Source organism: Microbacterium zouquanmingi (assembly GCF_052266675.1).
Lineage (GTDB): Bacteria > Actinomycetota > Actinomycetes > Actinomycetales > Microbacteriaceae > Microbacterium.
In genome coordinates this window covers 500,781-517,111 of the sequence record NZ_JBQPRA010000001.1, presented here as the reverse complement: position 1 = coordinate 517,111, position 16,331 = coordinate 500,781, and the positions used below count along the sequence as shown (strand labels likewise).

The following is a 16,331-nucleotide window of genomic DNA, read 5'->3' as shown; positions in this document are numbered from 1 at the left end:
GGGCATTAAAAGACGAGCGCGCCCGCCATCAGCGCCGTCGACGACGCCATCGCGAGCGACGGAATCCGACGGATTACCGCGACAGGCGAATCTGCCCGCGGCATCGCCCGCGCCATGTACACGGATGCCGCAAGGAACACGATGCTGGCGGCCACGAGAACCGCGGCCAGCATCCCTGACAAACTGCCGTGGCCCGCGTGACCGCCGCCAGCCACCGGCTCACCGCCAGCCACCGGCTCACCGCCCGTCATGACCAGCAGCATCGCCCCCATGAGGACGCCTCCCAAGGCGTCAAGCGCCCGTTCGTCACGGACTGACACTCGACCCGCGGGGCCGACCACCCGAGGCAGAGGCAACAACAGGGAGAGCAGAGCAACCGCACCCATCAGGGCGGCCCACCACACCGGAGCCAAAAGCCCCCAACTGAAGACGACATCGGCCATCGCGACGACCATGAGAGCCGCAACTCCAAACTCCTGCAAGCGAGCACCCGGGCGGCCCGCCACGACGCAGCATGCGCCGATAGCGGCCGCGGCCAGGGCACCCGCATGCAGGAGTTGGCCCAACATCAGTGCCCGTGGTGCCCGTCGCTACCGTGCGCATCATGACCATGATGGTCGCAGGGGGCAGCCGCCTCAGCGGGAGAATGGCAACTCGCACCGCTTTCGGACGGCGGGACATCGAGCGCCGGATTCCTCGTGAAGAACCCGTCGGGTTCGAGTCGGAACCCGATCCGGGCGACTGGCATGACCGGCCACTCCTCCGGTCGCGGGTAGTGGTGAACCCCCACGACCGGCCACACGACCAGCTCAGCGCCGTCGAGAGGACGATCGGCCTTCAGCCAGTCGGTAATACCCTCCGCCTCGAGCTCAGCCTGGTTCGGGTAATCACCCGTGATGTAGCGCTGCCGCGAGTCGTAGGCACTCGCCCAGACCTGCTTCGACACGAAGGGCGCCTTTCGCTCGGCGATACTTCCCGGCTTGGCGAAGAGGCGTGTCGTGTTCGGCATCATAAGGCGGTAGGAGGTCGACTCGCCGAAGCGGTTCTTCTTCTCCGTGTTCTCAATGCGCCAGTGCACGGCTCGCGTGTTATCGGCGCTGCGCCCTCCATCCCGCTCCGACGCGATGGTGGTCGACACCATCTTGCAGGCGTTGCCGTACGGGTTGAGCTCCTCATCCTCCTCGACCTCGGCGTGCACCTCGACGAGCCGGTTCAGCGGCCCATCGACGGCCGTATCGAGACGCATGGCGAAATAGTGTTGGTGCGTGGGTGCCTGCACATTCGGGCTCACCATACGACCGGTCCTCGGCATCTCGCCGTCGGCGATGCCCGAGACGGACAGGATGCCCGTGAGCTTCACCTCCAGCTCGATCGCACCGTCCTGGTAGAAGCTCCAGTAGAAGCCGTAGTCGTAGTTGGCGACAGTGGCGAAGAACGAGACAACGAGCCGTCTCGAGCGCCGCGTATCCCCCTCGCCGATTCGGGTGTTCACATGCTTCCAAAGGATCGAGTTGTCCTCCTCGTGCAGGCAGACGCCGTTCGTGATGGTCTGGGGCACGCCGAACCCGTCGAGCACATGGGCGTCGAAATAGCGGATCTCACCCAGGCAGTCACAGCCGAGTTCCAGCGACGCCGTCAGCGGGCCCGCGCCGTACTCACCCCAGTCGAAGAAGTTCTTCCGATACGCCGTGGGGTCGGGGTCGAGGTATGGGACGTACATCTCGTTGATCGAGGCGCGGCGCAGCACTGTGCGCACGGCATCCCCATCGGCATACTCGATGTCGTGCAGGACGAGTCCTTCGCGGTGGGTAAATCCCACCCGGAATGACCAGTTCTGCCACGTCACGCGGTTGCCATCCACCTGGTAGCCGGGACCGTCTGGCTGGGTGATATCGAGAGGCGCGACTTCACGGTCGGGTCCCCACGTTCCAGAACGGTAGTTGCCACCTTCTGTGGTGAGGGGGATGATGCCGTGGTCCTCGAGCCGGATGATGTCCAGCGTCTCGAGATCAAGGATCGGCACGAGCCCGGCGATGGGCCGCGCATAGCCGTTGTCGTCCGCGCTCTCGCGATACCAGACCGACCCCCATGACAGCCGGCGGTCCTCGAGCCCCTCTGGCTCGAAGCCGGTCATCGACTCCGGGTCGACCCAGACGAGGGATGTGTCGGTGATCCCCCGCTTGGCGAGCGCTTCCTTGAGCAGCGGGTGGTTGCGTGCAGCCTGTGCGATCATGCGCGCTTCTTCGGAGGACACGCCGGGGCGCTTCGAGTCGATGGGCGACCAGGAACCGAGGGATGCCTCTCGGTCCGTTCCGCTCGTCCAGCCGGTGACCTCCCACGCTGCGCGGTCGTCGGGATTCATGACCACGAGACGCACGGGCCTACCCTGGCCAGGCATGAGGGAGCGAGCGAGCGCCTCCTCCACGGCCATGCCCCAGAATCGCGGGTTCTCGCCGATCCTGGCATCCGCACGGACGAGCGCGGCCACTTCGCCGATCTCCGCCGGAACCAGCGGCTCAGTCCAATGCCGGGCAGCACCCACGGTTTCTCCCATCTCAGCACTTGCGACATCAGGCAACCTGTTGGCCTCCATCACATCTTCCTTCCTTCGAACGCCGCGATGCTCGCGGCGAATTGTCTCAACCGAAAACTGTTCCGATGCCGTCGGCCCGCGGGTCGCTGGCCGCTTCCAACGAGCCGTTGATCCGACGGACCAGCTGAACGTGTCCAGCCTCGTCTGCGCGCCCGGGAAACCATACGACGGGGATGTCCAGCTCCCGAGCCCGGGCAACGGCGTCTTCCGCCACGCCCGGCTCTGCCACGAGAGTGAGCTGCGGCTGCCCGAGATCCCGGTCTCCGACGACCCAGCGAGGGCGCTCCAGCACCTCTTCCAGCCGGTTTGACGACGAAGCCGCCGCGGGAAGCAACTGCGACAGGATCCATGCTTGCGCGCGGCCGCCCTGGCATCCGGCGGCCACCAGAGACTCCTCTGCGTCGACGATCGCCGGGCACAGCGTATGCGGCGGCCGAGCGCCGGGGCGGATAAAGGCGGGCGAGGACGGGTCAGCGCTGAACGCACTGCCGCGATTGTGGAAGAGTACCCCCGTATCGGGATCGAGCAGCCCAGACCCGAACGTCTGATACACGCTCTGTACGATGGTCACGCCCCATCCCTCGTCATCCAGCGCCACTACGGCGGCCGTGTCGCCGAGCGGCGGCGGCTCGGTGAACAAGCGGGACTGACTGGAATCGAGCCGCAGCAGCGCCTCGACATCTACCGGTACCGCTCGCGGATCGGCGAGGTGCGCGGATCGTGCGTGCACGCCCTTGAGCGCGGCATCCACCAGGCGCGGAGCGGAGGGAATGAGGGACTCGCCGTCTTCCGCGGCGCTCACCACTCCGATCAGCACCGGGCCCACCGACGGCGGCGGGGCGACGTGCCATGTCCGACGCCCTACCTGCCGCGTCAGGGCGGGGGTGACCTCCGGTTTGTAGCCGCGGAAGTCCTCCGCCGTGTGCAGTCCGCCCGCCTCCCGCAGCGTCCGTACGAGAGATTCAGCCGTCCGTCCCTCGTAGAAGTCGCCCGGGTCTACTTCGAGGCGACTCATCGTCGCGGCGAGGGCAGGCTGCCGCAGGACGTCGCCCTCGGCAAGCAGTGCGCCCGCACCGGCGAAGACACCTCGCATCCCGGGATTCGCCAGCACGGCGTCCGCGCGGGAAGCCAGCGCCCGCGCGAGTCCCGCGCTGACGAGCGTTCCCCGCTCTGCCGCCTCAGCCGCATCCCGGAACGCCGGGGACAGTCCGTAGCGGGCGCCGAGGCCTGCGATGGCATGCCAGCCGGCGACCGTCCCGGGCACCGTCACTGAGTGGGCGCCCTGCCGGGGCACCTCGCTCCAGGTGGATGCGATGGCTTCGACCGCGGCGGGCGCGGTGCCCGCCGCCAGTACGGCCGTGGTCTCGCCGTCGGGTGAGCGGACGAGAGCGATGAGGTCACCTCCGAGGGCGCACTGGTGAGGATAGACGACGGTCAGCATCGCTGCGGCGGCGAGGGCTGCATCGAGGGCGTTGCCACCCCGTTGGGCGGCGCGCTCTCCCGCGGCAACGGCCTCGGGGTGCGGAGCGGCGAGGGCGATCGGCATGTTACAGCTCCCGTCGGGCGGTAGAGACGAATGCGAGGTCTTCGCGGACGATGTCCGTCGCGAGGTCGGCGAGTGCATCGCCGACCGCGGGCGCGAACTTGAACCCGTGCCCCGAGCAGGCTGAGGCGATCACGACTTCGGGCGCGCGACGCAGAGCGCCGATGGTAAATCTCATGTCTGCGGTCATCGTGTAGAGGCACGCGGTGAGTTCGAGAGGCGTGGTGTCGATGCCCGGGACGAAGGCGCTGAGCAGTGCCTGCAGCTCGCCGGTCTCCTCCTCCGTGGGTGGAGTCACGGGGACGGCGGGGTTCCAGATCGCTCCAGCATCGACACCCACCTTGACGCCGTTGCCGTCGACATCAGGGATTCCGAAGGTGAGCCCGGCGTCGCGGTCGACCGAGAACGCACCGAGCGAGGGCGGTACGCCGACTTCCTGCCCCGGCGCGACCGTCAGAGTCAGGATCCGCCACACCTCGAGAAGATCCGCGAGTTCGGGCACGAGGGTACTCATCCAGCTTCCCCCGGCGATCACGAGGCGTCGCGCACGCAAAAGTCCGGTATCCGTGCGCACGACGACGGAGCGCGCGTCCGTCTCCCAGCCGTCCACGCGGACGCCCCAGCGCAGGTCCGCGCCGTGCGATGAGGCCGAGTTCTGGAAGGCGCGCAGCGCACGCTCGGCCTCAATGACACCGGCCGTCGGGTCGTAGACGGCGCGGTAGCCGTCGGGCACGGCGAAGCCCGGCATGAGGTCGTGCATCTCCCGACGATCGTCGAGCGTGATGCATCCCGGCCCCTGCAACTGCGCCTCACCGCGATGTGCGTACATTCCGCCGGTGCGGTGGATGAGTGTGAGACCCGACTCCTGCTCCAGGCCGGCCCACCCCTCAAATGCGCGATCGACCAGGTCGTTCCATACCGGATTGGGGTAGGCGTGACGGATCATGCGCGTGCGCCCATGAGACGAGCCGCGCACGTGGCCCGGCGTGAACTGGTCGACGCCGATCACGTCGATGCCGCGCCGCGCGAGGCTTGCCGCGGCCGCACTGCCGTGAACGCCCAGTCCGAGGATGAGAACCTCGGCATCCAACGTGCTCACGACCGATTCACCTCCTGCGCGAGGGCTGCGACACCCTCGATGAGTGCAGCGATGTCCTGTTCATCGTTATACACGTGCGGCGACGCGCGCACGACGGATTCGATCGCGCGGTCCCCGAGATCCCACTGCCCGTGCGATGCCGGCACCGAGACTACCCGGACCATCCGCTCTGCCAGCCGCGCCACGACCTGATCGGACGCGATGCCGCCCACGACGAAGGTCACGATGCCGGAAGTACATCCGTCTGGATCCACAACGACGACGCCGGGAAGCCGGCGAAGTGCCGTGCGCACGGTCGCGGCCGTCTCGCTCAGCCACACGGCGGTGGCCGGCATGCCGCGCTCGATGACTTCGCGTAGCGCCTCGCCGAGCCCTAGCCGCGCGGCGACGCCTGATTCCCAGGTCTCGAACCGCCGGGCACCGGGGACGACCTCCCAGTCTCTTTCAGCCGACCAGCGCGAGCCGCGCACATCCGGTGCCGCCGGCGCGAGCGATGCGCCGAATGCCCGGTCGACGTAGGCGAGCGCCGTGCCGCGCGGTGCGCGCAGGAATTTGCGGCCCGTCGTGACCAGCGCGTGGCAGCCGATCTGCCGCACGTCGACGCAGAGTTGGCCGACTGACTGGGTGGCGTCGAGCAGGTACGTCGCTCCATACTGTCGGGCGAGGTCGCCGATTTCGACGACCGGCTCGACGAGCCCGGATGACGTGGGAACATGTGCCACGCTCAGGATCGTCGGCCGTCCGTCGGCGAGCACGTCGGCCAGAGCCGCGAGGTCGACACATCGCGACGCGTCGGTCGGCGCGATAAGCAACTCGACGCCGCCTTCTCGCACGAGAGTCATTAGATGAAGGGCGTGGCTGACATAGGTGCTGCGCGAGGCGATGATGCGCGTTCCAGGCGCTGGCCGCAGGGCATCGATGATGACACGCAAGGCTGTCGACGCACTGTCGAAGAGCGCGATCTCGTCTGGATCACAGCCGAGCACCGCCGCCGCCGCCGCGTAGATTCCCTCGTACTCATCCTTGACAAGTGCCGCCGCTTCGTACCCACCGATTGTCTCCTCGAGACGAAGGTGGTCAACCACCGTGGTGACGACCGCCGCCGAGGGCAACGCAGCGCCGGCCGCATTGAAGTGGTGCGACTCGGCAGCGCCGAGGGTGCGGCCGCGCTCGCGCGCCACATCGATTGCTCCTTCGATTGTCGAAGGTGCAACATCATTTTCTGCGGCGTTCGCCGCCGGCATCGAGTTCATGCCCCTCCAGGTCTATTAACAGGATCCAAAAGTAACATATATGGATCCACTTTGGATAGAGTGAGCACCACCAGGGAGCGCCATGTCACGAATGATCGCCTTTGTCGCGCCGAAGCCACTGAGCTCCGCCGACGCGCTGGGCCCGGAGTCGATAACGCAATTCGCCGAACTATCACGGTTACACGCCGACGGGTGGGGCACTGCGTGGCGACGCGATACCGGCGCCATCCGCTCCACTGGCGACCGCCGGCCGCCGCAGTCCGCTCGGCACCTCATCGAGCAGTCGGCGAACCCTGCATCCGCGCGCATCATTTACCTGCGCTTCGCGAGCACAGGCGCACCCGCATCCCGCGCCAACTCGCAGCCCTTCCGGCGCCATGGCGCGGCGTTCCAGCACAACGGCCTCATCGCGCCGCGCGATCGCGCACTCGCGCTGTTGTCGACCGACGAACGTAGTGAGCTGCAGGGGACAACCGACAGCGAAGTATACTTTGCCCTTGTCCTGCGTGCGCCGCGGGAGGCACAGGAGCGGGGAGCAGCGGCGGACTCGATCGCCTCAACCGTGCGCATGATGCGTGCACACTTTCCCGACGCATGCCTCAATGCCATGCTCCTCACCGCAGATGGACTCTGGGTGGTGCACTCGCCTGGAACAGCTGCCGCTCCGCTCGCCGCGTTCGCGAGCAGCGGTGCCGATCTGGAGCGGCTGCCCCCTGGCCACGACGAAGAGTACAACGTGATGCGCATGACGACGACGGAATCAGGAACGCGCATCGTGTCGACGACGGGGATTGCACAGGACGGCTGGCAGGCGCTCCCGCAGGATTCGCTAACTCTAATGACCGCGGCCGAGGTGTCACATACGGCGCTGTAGTCGTCAGCTCAGATCTCGCCCCGCGGTGCGCGCTCCAGCTGCGTTCACGACCTGCACACGATCCGGCGCTCGCTGCGCACGTGCGGTGAGCACCTCGAGCGCCGCCGCATGCACCCGTTTCGGCGAGCGCAGTTCGACAACGACCCGCGGATTCGATGCCAGCGCCTCTTCGACCGCCGTCAAGACGCCCCCTACCCCACTCACATTCAGCTGTCCGGCAACGCTGACCACGAGCGCCTCCGCGCTTTCGCGCGTACGCACGCGAAGATCAGCGATGCCATCCTGCTTCTCGAACATGTGCAGGCCGAGGTCTCGCGACAGGAGCTCGACGAGCGCCGTGCCCCGCACACTGTTGCCGTGGCGATCGAGACGTGGACTGTACGCAGCCACCCCGAACTGGGATGGTGCCACCGCCAGCACCGCACCGCTGATGCCGCTCTTGGCCGGCAGACCGACCCGCAGCATCCACTCCCCCGAGTATGCGTACATGCCGCAACTGGCCATGATCGACATCACATCCCTCGCCACGATCGCGGAAACGACCTGCACCCCCGTGACCGGGTTGCGACCGCCGAAGGCGAGTGTCGCCGCCATCCGTGCAAGATCTCGCACAGTGACCAGCAGCGAGCACTGCCGGAAGTACGTCGAGAGCACCTCGTCGACGTCGCCATCGAAGACGGCGTGTGAACGCAGCAGGTGGCCAAGGGCTCGATTGCGGTGGCCCGTCGCCCGCTCCGACTCGTACACGGCCTCACTCACAGCGAGAGGTCGTCCGGCGAAGGCCGCGAGCCCCTCGACGATCGCCGCGCTGCCGCATCCTCGTTCCACCAGCGCAGTGGTGGCGATCGCGCCCGCATTCTGCATCGGATTGGCCGGTCTTCCGGTGCCGGCCTCGAGGCTGATCGCGTTGAATGCTTCACCACTGGGCTCCACGCCCACCATGCCCAGAACCTCATCCCGACCCAACCGCTCCAGCGCCAACGCCAGCACGAAGGGCTTCGACACCGACTGGATTGTGAAGGACGCACTGTCATCGCCAGCCGCCATCACCTCGCCGTGCGCGCCGCCCATAGCGATTCCGAACAGTTCCCGATCGACTTCCGCGAGCGCAGGGATGTGTCTCGATACCTCGCCGTCGCGCTGATCGCGGACGATATCGAGGCGTGCATCAAGGAGATCAACGAAGGCATCACGCACGAGGCCTCCAGACTGATTCACGGCATAGACTCCGTGATTGGATCCATACTACAGCTTTTTGCATACATTTTGTCCAAACGCTCACGCGGACATACGTACGCCGTGCCTCACGATCACAATCGACGACCATCTCACCTGCAAGCTCTGCGCTGCCCTGCTCCTAGGGCGTGTGACAAAGCCTGGTCCAGGCGGTGAAGGTGCTGAGGACGACGGCTGCGCGGTAGATCACCGCCTGTTTGTCATAGCGGGTGGCGAGGCCTCGCGGTCAAGTCCCGAGGAGTGGTGTAGCGCGGTCCTTCGGTGTGAGGGTTAGGCGCTGAGTTCGAGGACGGCCTGGTCGTTCACCTCGCTTCCGGTGTCGGGGACGAGGGTGAGGCGGCTCTTGGTGAGAATTTCGAGGCCGAGGTAGCGGCGTCCTTCGGCCCATTCGTCGGTCTGCTCGGCGAGAACAGCGCCGACGAGGCGGATGATCGCGTCGCGGTTGGGGAAGATGCCGACGCTATCGGTGCGGCGACGGATCTCCCGGTTCAATCTTTCGTTCGGGTTGTTAGACCAGATCTGCGCCCAGAGCCCGTCGGGGAACTGTGTGAACGCGAGGATGTCTGCCCGGGCGGCGTCCAGGTGAGCGTGCGCGGCGGGGAGCTTGTCCTCGACGTAGTCCAGAAGCCGGTCGAACTGGACGTGAACGCTGTCAGCATCCGGCTGGTCATAAACGGAGTGCAGCATCGCTTTGACCGCCGGCCACATGCTCTTCGGGCAGACGGACATCAGGTTCGCGGCGTAATGGGTCCTGCATCGTTGCCAGCTCGCGCCGGGAAGGTTCGCGGCGATCGCCTCCACGAGTCCCGCGTGGGCGTCGCTGGTGACGAGGTGAACGCCGGCCAGGCCGCGGGCGACGAGGTCGGCGAAGAAACTCGACCACGCCGCGCCGGTCTCACTTGTCACGACGCCGCGCCGGTCTCACTTGTCACGACGCGGACGCCGAGAACTTCACGGCGGCCGTCCGCGTCCACCCCGGTCGCGACGAGGACGACCGCATTGATCACCCGGCCGCCCTCACGGACCTTCATCGTGAGCGCGTCAGCGGCGACGAACGTGAACGGGCCGGCATCTCCGAGAGGCCGGTGGCGGAACTGCTCAACGTGCTCATCGAGCTCCGCGGCCTTCCTCGAGACCTGCGACTTCGACAGCGAGTGGATCCCGAGGGTCTTCACGAGCTTGTCCATCCGCCGGGTCGAGACTCCGGCGAGGTAGCAGTCCGCGATCACGGTGATCATCGCTGTCTCTGCGCGTTTGCGGCGCTCCATGAGCCACTCCGGGAAGTAGGTCCCTTGGCGCAACTTCGGAACAGCGACATCAATTGTCCCGACGCGGGTGTCGAGGTCTCGGTGCCGGTAGCCGTTGCGCTGGGCAATCCGGTCGGGGCTGGACGCGCCCCATTCCAGGGTGAGCGGGGGGCGCAGGTCCGGTTCGAGGATCGAGGTGTCGCCGAGCGCCGCGGCGAGCGCAGCGAGCAGCGCAGGAAGGTCGGTCCACTGCGCGCCGCCCTTGCGTCATACACGAAGCTCTACGCCGCCGAGTACGGCCCCCTGGGCATCCGTATGAACAATGCCCTCCCGGGATTCACGAAGGACGACCCGTCGATCGTGCCCGCGGAGTGGACTCAGAACATCCCGCTCCGTCGCGCGCAGAGCACCGCGGAACTGGCCCGCGTCATTCGGTTTCTCGCCAGCGACGAGTCTGCGTACATCACCGGTCAGAACCTGCGTGCCGACGGCGGAGAGACGCGCTCGCTCTGATCAGCATCGCCCCGAGACCGAGGAGCAATGCGCCCACGCCGAGCGCACCCGACACGTCAGACGCCGAAAGCCCCGTCGCGGGCAGCTTCGCACTCCCGTGCTCAGCGGGAGCAGCATCCGGTGTCGGCACAGGCGGCACGATATCAGCGGTGACGACCACGTCCACCAGTGCAGAACTCGGCAGACGGTCAGCGATATCGGGCGTGAAGCGCAGCTCGACGTTGTACGAACCCACTGCGAGACCGGCGAAGGGCACGGTCGCAGCCCCCGCGACAAGAGCGATCGGGTCGCCGAACGGATCGCCGTCGATGAACGCCTGCACTGTGCCGGTGGCGGCAGGAGCTGCGGGCGAGGCGTCACGCACTTCGACGACCTCGACCTCCACCGACGCCGGGTGCGACGGGGTTCCAGTCACTGACTGCTGGAGCGGCCGCACCGAAGTATCGATCGCCTTCACCCGCAGGCCGAGGTCCGCCGAGGCAGAAGGCTGGAAGCCGATCTCCGGCACAAATCGAGCGGACACGTCATGGTCGCCGATGGCGATATCTGCCGCACTCAGCGGCACCTGCACTGAAACCGTGCCGGTCGCAGGAGCGGCAACCGGCAGGAGTGCAGACGCGATGACAGCGCCGTCCACGAGAACTTCGATCTCTCCGCGCGCGTCCACCTGCGGCGCCCCGAACTGCGCCGGCAGAGTCACCACATCAACAGTCGCGGTCACCTTCTCATCTGCCCATGCCTCGGACGCAGAGAGACGCAGATCGGTGGACGTCTCGACCGCCGTGACGCTGATCGGCGAAGCAAGCGACGTCGAGGATGCATAGTTGCCCGCGCTGTCACCGTTGTAGACGACACTCAGCCCGATCGCGCCCATCGGAACGACGACGTCGTTGAACATCGCCTCCCCGTTGGCGCCGAGTGTCACGGTTGCCAGAAGAGCGGCGTCGGCGAACAGCGTGGCGGTGCCGTCGAGCTCGGCTGTCGCAGGAGCGACACGCGCGTGCACGTCGATCGGCTGGAATGCTGAGACGGATGCTGGTGCACTGACGATCTCAGTCGTTGTCGGAGCCTTCGCCACAGTGACGGTCACAGGTGCGCTCGTCGACGGAGCGGCCCCCTGGCCGGTGTCCGGCGCGTACCCGTCGAACCGCGCCGACAGCTCGTGCGTTCCCGCGGGGATGAAGTTCGAGAACCCGAAGAACCCTATGAATGTGCCGCTTCCGGTATAGACAAGCGGCGCACTACCGACAACGACCCCATCCAGGAGGATCGTCACCTGCTGCCCGGAAAGGTTAGACGGTCCGTCGAGGGCGACGGTTGCCATGACGATGGACGGACCTGATCCGTACTGCGCTGGCACCGTGATCACCTCGAGACTGGTCGTCGTAGACACCGGCGGGGCGATCGGCTCCGCAGCCACGACGGCGGCGTACGACGGCGTCGCGAACAGCACCATCGCTGCCGCGAGGACGCCGACCACAATCGCACTCAGCGCACGTCGGAGATGAGAGAGAGCGCGCAGCGATTGGACGCTATCCATTTTTGTCATGGGGACATCTTCGTAGATGCACCCTGCCAACACCAACTCAGCGTCGGAGGATCATCACGAAGACCGCGCCGCAAGCGCCTTCCTGATCCGCTCTACAGCCTCGCGCATGACGGGTCGCGGAGTGGCGAACACGAACCGGGTGAAGCCGATCCCGGCCTCACCGCAGGCTGCACCGTCAGTCATCGCGACGCCGGCGTTCTCACGGAACCATTCACCGAGGTCACCGGTCAGCCCCGCCTCACGGAAATCGAGCAGCGCGATGTACGTCCCCTCCGGCATGGTCATGGTCACGCCGGGAATCTCGTCGACGAGTTCGACAAGCAGCCGCCTGTTGGCATCGAGGTACTCCGTCACGTCCGCCAGCCAGTCGCCGCCAGAGGTGTAGGCGGCGAGGTTCGCGATCGCGCCGGTCGTCGACGTGCCGTGACCGGTCCACCCCCCATCGGCTTCCCACACCTCCGCCGACTTCGCATCGGAGAAGATGATCTGCGCGCACTTCAGGCCCGCGAGATTCCATGCCTTCGACGCGGATGCCGCAGTGACCGTGTGTGCCGCAGTAACCGGCGACAGCGAAGCATAGGGAATGTGCGCCGCAGGCGCGTAGACGAGCGGCGCGTGGATCTCGTCTGAGAACACTCGGCCCTCAGCATCCGCCACGATCTCGGCGATCGCGAGCAGCTCGTCACGGGTCGCGACCGTGCCGAGCGGGTTGTGCGGGTTGCACAGCACGAGCATCTCGCCGCCGTCCGCGAATGCGGCGGCGACGCCATCCAGATCCATCGTCCAGCGGCCATCCGACAGGATGCTGGGCACCTCGATCACCCGGCGGCCGAGCCGCGGCGGCACCGAGAGGAACGGCATATATGCCGGCGTGGGCACGATGATCGCGGCATCCGGCGATGTGAAGTTCTTGATCGCGAATTCGAACGCGACAATGACGTCCGGCACGAGGCGAACCTGATCGGCTTCGAGCGGCCAGCCGTAATGATCCGCGTAGCGCTGCGCGGTGGCCTGCTGCAGGTCGGTGGCGAGGTGCTGCGGAAGGTAACCGGTCAGTCCCGAGCTCAGCGATGCGCCGATCGCCTCGGCGATCGCGGGGGCGACTCCGAAGTCCATCTCGGCAACGAAGGCGCCGATCGCTTCGGGGAACATCGTCCACTTCAGGCTGCCTGCCGCCCGGAGGCCTGCCTCGGTGATGGTGTCGAACGGATGCTCGGTCATGCTGCTCCTTCGGATCGTCTCTCTATTCTCCTGGAGCAGAACTCACCCGAGGCGATTCGCGACGATGCGGGCCGTCGCATCCGGGTGGACGCGGTGGCCGACGGATTCCGGAACCTTCACGAACTCGGCATCCGGCATCGCGTCTGCCAGCCGCTTCGCCGCGCCTGCCAGGAACGGCATCGTCTCGACGCCGCACAGGATCGTCACCGGCATCCGCACCCCGAGCATCGCGTCCGTCGGCGTCGACACCCGCTGCGTCACCATCGTGTCGTAGACAGTGGACTGCCCGAGCGGCGCTGTCGCGGCGAACGCCGGCGACGCACGGAACTGCTCGATGAACTCCTCCGGCAGGCCGACGCCCTCGCGCTGGAACGTGATCACGGCCTCATCCGGATGCCCGTCGTCCACGAACGCCTGCAGCCGCTCCGCGAGATCGGGCGCCGGGTCGTCCTCACCGAAGCCGAATGGAGGCTCGGAGAGGAACAGGTGCGTCATCGGCATGCCCTCACCCGCGGCATACAGTGCCAGCACTGCGCCGGACGAATGTCCGAGAACCGCGGTATCCGCACCTGCTGCGGCGACCACCGCCGCCAGATCCTCGACCTCCCGCTCGGGAGCTGCGGGCGGGGTGTCGCCGCTGTCGCCGCGTGCACGCCGATCGTAGGTGATGGCTCGCAGGCCGGCATCCGCCATCGCTTGCGCGATATCGGCGGCATCCTCTGCACGCGAGAGCGCGCCGTTCACAATGACGATCGCGGGGCCCGCGCCCGTCGAGTGCGTGGCGATCGGGGTGCCGTCTGCGGAGGTGATCATGTCCATGCCCCCAGGCAACACCCATGCAGGCGCCCACGCAACGACGAATCCATACCCAAGGGGATATCAATCTTTCGCGATCCGTCTTTGCCCGCACGAGAGCCAACGCCGATAGTGGTCGTATGCCTGTCTTCAGCTTCCTCGATACGCGCCCGGCCAGTCTCCCCGCGGGCACCCGCCTCTACGAGTTGACGAAACGCCCGCACGCGACCCAGAAGAACCCTTTGCCCGCATCGCTCGACGGATTGACGTACATGGCCGACGGTCCGAAAGCGATCGACGGCGCCTCGCTGGTCATCCCGGCCCAGGACCAGCTGATGTTCGAACGGGATGGCTCCGGCCCAGGACGCGGAGGGGTCGTGCGCCTCTTGCTGAACGTGCGCAAACCCGGCCTCACCCGCGATCAGTTCGCGAGCCACTGGCGCGACGTGCACGCGCCTCTCGCGATCGGCATGAACCCGCACTACGACTACTACGTCACGAACATCTCCACCGATCCTGACTCCGAGTGGGACGGCGTGCTGCAGGAGTGGTTCCCTTCGCACTCGGCGTTCGAGGAGCACGAAGGCGGGCTGAAGAACATCAAAAAAGAAGTCGCCGACGACTACCCGCTCTTCCTCGCCGACTCCGCGGAGTGTCCGCAATGGATCGGCGTCGAGGTCACCGGGTGAGTGCCGCCCTCGCGAGCCGCCGCTTCCTCGTCACCGCAGGCGGCTCCGGTATCGGGCTGGCGACCGTCCGCCGGCTTGTGAAGGCCGGCGCCCGCGTCGCCGTCAGCGACATCGACCCCGACCGCGTGGATGCGGTGGCCGTCGAGTTCGGCGCAGACGCGGTATTCGGGATCGTCGCGGATTCCGGCGACCCCGAACAGATCGACGGCTGCTTCGCGTCTGCGTCCGCGCACTGGGGCGGCCTCGACGGATTGTTCAACAACGCCGGCATCACCGCACCGCGGGTGCCGCTGGCGGATCTTGATCCCGCGATCGCCGAGCGTGTAGCATCTGTCAACCTGCTCGGCACGTTCCGCATGATGCAGCACATGCTGCGCCACGCGGCCGATCGCCCCTCCGTCATTCTCAACAACTCCTCCGGCACCGCGCTCCAGGCCGCCCCCAACACCGGGTTCTACTCGGCGACGAAGGCCGCGATCATCTCCCTCACCCGCACTGCGGCCGTAGAGGCCGCCCCGCATATCAGGGTCAACGCGATACTCCCCGGCCCGACCGAGACCCCGACGCTGCTCGCCGCTTCTCCAGAGCGCAAGTCGCAGTTCCTCGCGGATGTTCCGCTCGGCCGTTTCGGCACACCGGATGAGATCGCCGCCCTCGCCTTCTGGCTCCTCAGCGACGAGTCGTCGTACGTCACCGGAGCCGTGTTCACCGCCGACGGAGGAGTGACCGCATGACCACCCGCCCCCTGCTGCTCGCCTGCGGCGACTACGACCGCACTTCTTCCCTCGCGAATGGTCGAGTCCGCGCGGAGGGCCTCGATCTGAATGTGCTGAATCTGCCCGTCGAGGAGATCTTCTACCGCAACGCCGTGTACGGCGAATTCGATGCCGCAGAGATGTCGCTGTCGTCGTACACGCTGACGATGGAGCGAGATCGCCGCTTCGTCGCCATCCCCGTGTTCCCCTCGCGCGCGTTCCGCCACAACGGCGTGTACGTCAACGCGTCGAGCGGAATCGACGAGCCGAAGGATCTCATCGGACGCACCGTCGGCACCGCCGAATACCAGATGACCGCGGTCGTCTGGATCCGCGGCTTCCTCGCGGAAGACTACGGTGTGCCTGTCGATTCGGTCATCTATCGCACCGGCGGGCTGCTCAAGCCCGGTCGCGTCGAGAAGATCCCGTTGCAGATCCCCGGCATCGACATCGCCCCGATCCCGATCGACCGCACACTCGACGACATGCTCGTCTCGGGCGAGATCGATGCTCTGCACACCCCCCGCGCACCTCGGTCATACCTCGACCGCAACCCGAACGTGCGTCGACTCTGGGAGAACACCGAGGAGGAGGAGCTCGCCTACTTCCAGCGCACGGGAGTGTTTCCCATCATGCATGTCGTGGTCATCCGCCGGGAGATCTACGAACAGAACCGCTGGATCGCTCGCTCGCTCTATAAGGCATTCACGGAGGCCAAGGACATCGTCACCGGCCGTGCCGAAGAGACCGCGGCCCTGCATTCGATGCTTCCGTGGAGCTACCTCGCGGCACGCGATGCACGTGAGAAACTCGGCGATGACTACTGGTCGTACGGCGTCGAACCGAACCGCAAGACGCTTTCAACATTCCTGCGCTACTCCCTCGATCAAGGTCTCATCACCAAGCACTGGGAACCGGAGGAGCTGTTCGCTCCTGAGACGATGACCGACTTCGTCATCTGAGC

14 protein-coding genes and 1 pseudogene are annotated in these 16,331 nt (G+C 66.6%); 5 read left to right on the top strand and 10 right to left on the bottom strand.

Annotated elements, in window-relative coordinates; translation table 11 throughout:
• Positions 1–5: 5 nt before the first annotated feature.
• From ACTU6V_RS02530 to ACTU6V_RS02510, 5 genes are read right to left on the bottom strand one after another with little or no spacing between them, the layout of a single operon-like run.
• Positions 6–569, bottom strand: coding sequence for a hypothetical protein (locus tag ACTU6V_RS02530; RefSeq protein ID WP_443474833.1), 564 nt, complete (start codon positions 567–569; stop codon positions 6–8).
• Positions 569–2,593, bottom strand: coding sequence for a primary-amine oxidase (locus ACTU6V_RS02525; RefSeq protein WP_443474832.1), 2,025 nt, complete (start codon positions 2,591–2,593; stop codon positions 569–571). The genes ACTU6V_RS02530 and ACTU6V_RS02525 overlap by 1 nt, the downstream gene beginning before the upstream one ends.
• 46 nt (positions 2,594–2,639) lie before the next feature.
• Positions 2,640–4,139 (bottom strand): gamma-glutamyltransferase, encoded by a 1,500-nt coding sequence (locus tag ACTU6V_RS02520; protein WP_443474831.1) that lies wholly within the window; start codon positions 4,137–4,139, stop codon positions 2,640–2,642.
• Between the two features lies 1 nt (position 4,140).
• On the bottom strand, positions 4,141–5,235 hold the full coding sequence (locus ACTU6V_RS02515) for an FAD-dependent oxidoreductase (RefSeq protein WP_443474830.1): 1,095 nt from the start codon (positions 5,233–5,235) through the stop codon (positions 4,141–4,143).
• The gene (locus ACTU6V_RS02510; protein WP_443474829.1) at positions 5,232–6,416 is read right to left on the bottom strand and encodes an aminotransferase class V-fold PLP-dependent enzyme; all 1,185 of its coding nucleotides are present in this window, start codon (positions 6,414–6,416) and stop codon (positions 5,232–5,234) included. The genes ACTU6V_RS02515 and ACTU6V_RS02510 overlap by 4 nt, the downstream gene beginning before the upstream one ends.
• A gap of 154 nt (positions 6,417–6,570) precedes the next feature.
• On the opposite strand from ACTU6V_RS02510, the gene ACTU6V_RS02505 reads away from it, so the two are divergent.
• Entirely contained in the window at positions 6,571–7,362 is a 792-nt protein-coding gene (locus ACTU6V_RS02505; protein WP_443474828.1) for a class II glutamine amidotransferase, read from the top strand.
• A gap of 3 nt (positions 7,363–7,365) precedes the next feature.
• Here the strand turns inward: ACTU6V_RS02505 and glsA are convergent, their stop codons facing one another.
• Together glsA and ACTU6V_RS02495 are read right to left on the bottom strand one after the other, a co-directional pair.
• Complete coding sequence (gene glsA / locus ACTU6V_RS02500) at positions 7,366–8,580, bottom strand: glutaminase A (protein WP_443474827.1); 1,215 nt, start codon at positions 8,578–8,580, stop codon at positions 7,366–7,368.
• Between the two features lie 288 nt (positions 8,581–8,868).
• Positions 8,869–10,040, bottom strand: a pseudogene (locus tag ACTU6V_RS02495) (IS256 family transposase); the annotation flags it as partial.
• Here ACTU6V_RS02495 and ACTU6V_RS02490 point away from each other — a divergent pair.
• Positions 9,948–10,358: an SDR family oxidoreductase gene (locus tag ACTU6V_RS02490; RefSeq protein ID WP_443474995.1), complete on the top strand. Its 411-nt coding sequence runs from the start codon at positions 9,948–9,950 to the stop codon at positions 10,356–10,358. The pseudogene ACTU6V_RS02495 and the gene ACTU6V_RS02490 sit on opposite strands and share 93 nt — an antisense overlap.
• Here the strand turns inward: ACTU6V_RS02490 and ACTU6V_RS02485 are convergent.
• Genes ACTU6V_RS02485 through ACTU6V_RS02475 form a run of 3 tightly spaced genes read right to left on the bottom strand, consistent with a single transcriptional unit; the run spans position 10,309 to position 13,947 of the window.
• Positions 10,309–11,907, bottom strand: a complete 1,599-nt coding sequence (locus ACTU6V_RS02485) for an Ig-like domain-containing protein (protein WP_443474826.1) — start codon at positions 11,905–11,907, stop codon at positions 10,309–10,311. The two genes, ACTU6V_RS02490 and ACTU6V_RS02485, sit on opposite strands and share 50 nt — an antisense overlap.
• A gap of 54 nt (positions 11,908–11,961) precedes the next feature.
• Entirely contained in the window at positions 11,962–13,128 is a 1,167-nt protein-coding gene (locus ACTU6V_RS02480; protein WP_443474825.1) for a MalY/PatB family protein, read from the bottom strand.
• Between the two features lie 42 nt (positions 13,129–13,170).
• A complete protein-coding gene (locus tag ACTU6V_RS02475) occupies positions 13,171–13,947 on the bottom strand; it encodes an alpha/beta fold hydrolase (protein WP_443474824.1) in 777 nt (258 codons plus the stop codon).
• Positions 13,948–14,063: 116 nt separating this feature from the next.
• Here ACTU6V_RS02475 and ACTU6V_RS02470 point away from each other — a divergent pair, with 116 nt between their 5' ends.
• The 3 genes from ACTU6V_RS02470 to ACTU6V_RS02460 are packed head-to-tail and all read left to right on the top strand — an operon-like array spanning position 14,064 to position 16,329.
• Positions 14,064–14,612 carry an EthD domain-containing protein gene (locus ACTU6V_RS02470; RefSeq protein ID WP_443469960.1) on the top strand — a complete coding sequence of 183 codons (549 nt, stop codon included), beginning with the start codon at positions 14,064–14,066 and terminating at the stop codon, positions 14,610–14,612.
• The gene (locus ACTU6V_RS02465) at positions 14,585–15,346 is read left to right on the top strand and encodes an SDR family NAD(P)-dependent oxidoreductase (protein ID WP_443474823.1); all 762 of its coding nucleotides are present in this window, start codon (positions 14,585–14,587) and stop codon (positions 15,344–15,346) included. The genes ACTU6V_RS02470 and ACTU6V_RS02465 overlap by 28 nt, the downstream gene beginning before the upstream one ends.
• Positions 15,343–16,329, top strand: a complete 987-nt coding sequence (locus tag ACTU6V_RS02460; RefSeq protein ID WP_443469962.1) for a substrate-binding domain-containing protein — start codon at positions 15,343–15,345, stop codon at positions 16,327–16,329. Before ACTU6V_RS02465 ends, ACTU6V_RS02460 begins: the two co-directional genes overlap by 4 nt.
• The last annotated feature ends 2 nt before the right edge of the window (positions 16,330–16,331 follow it).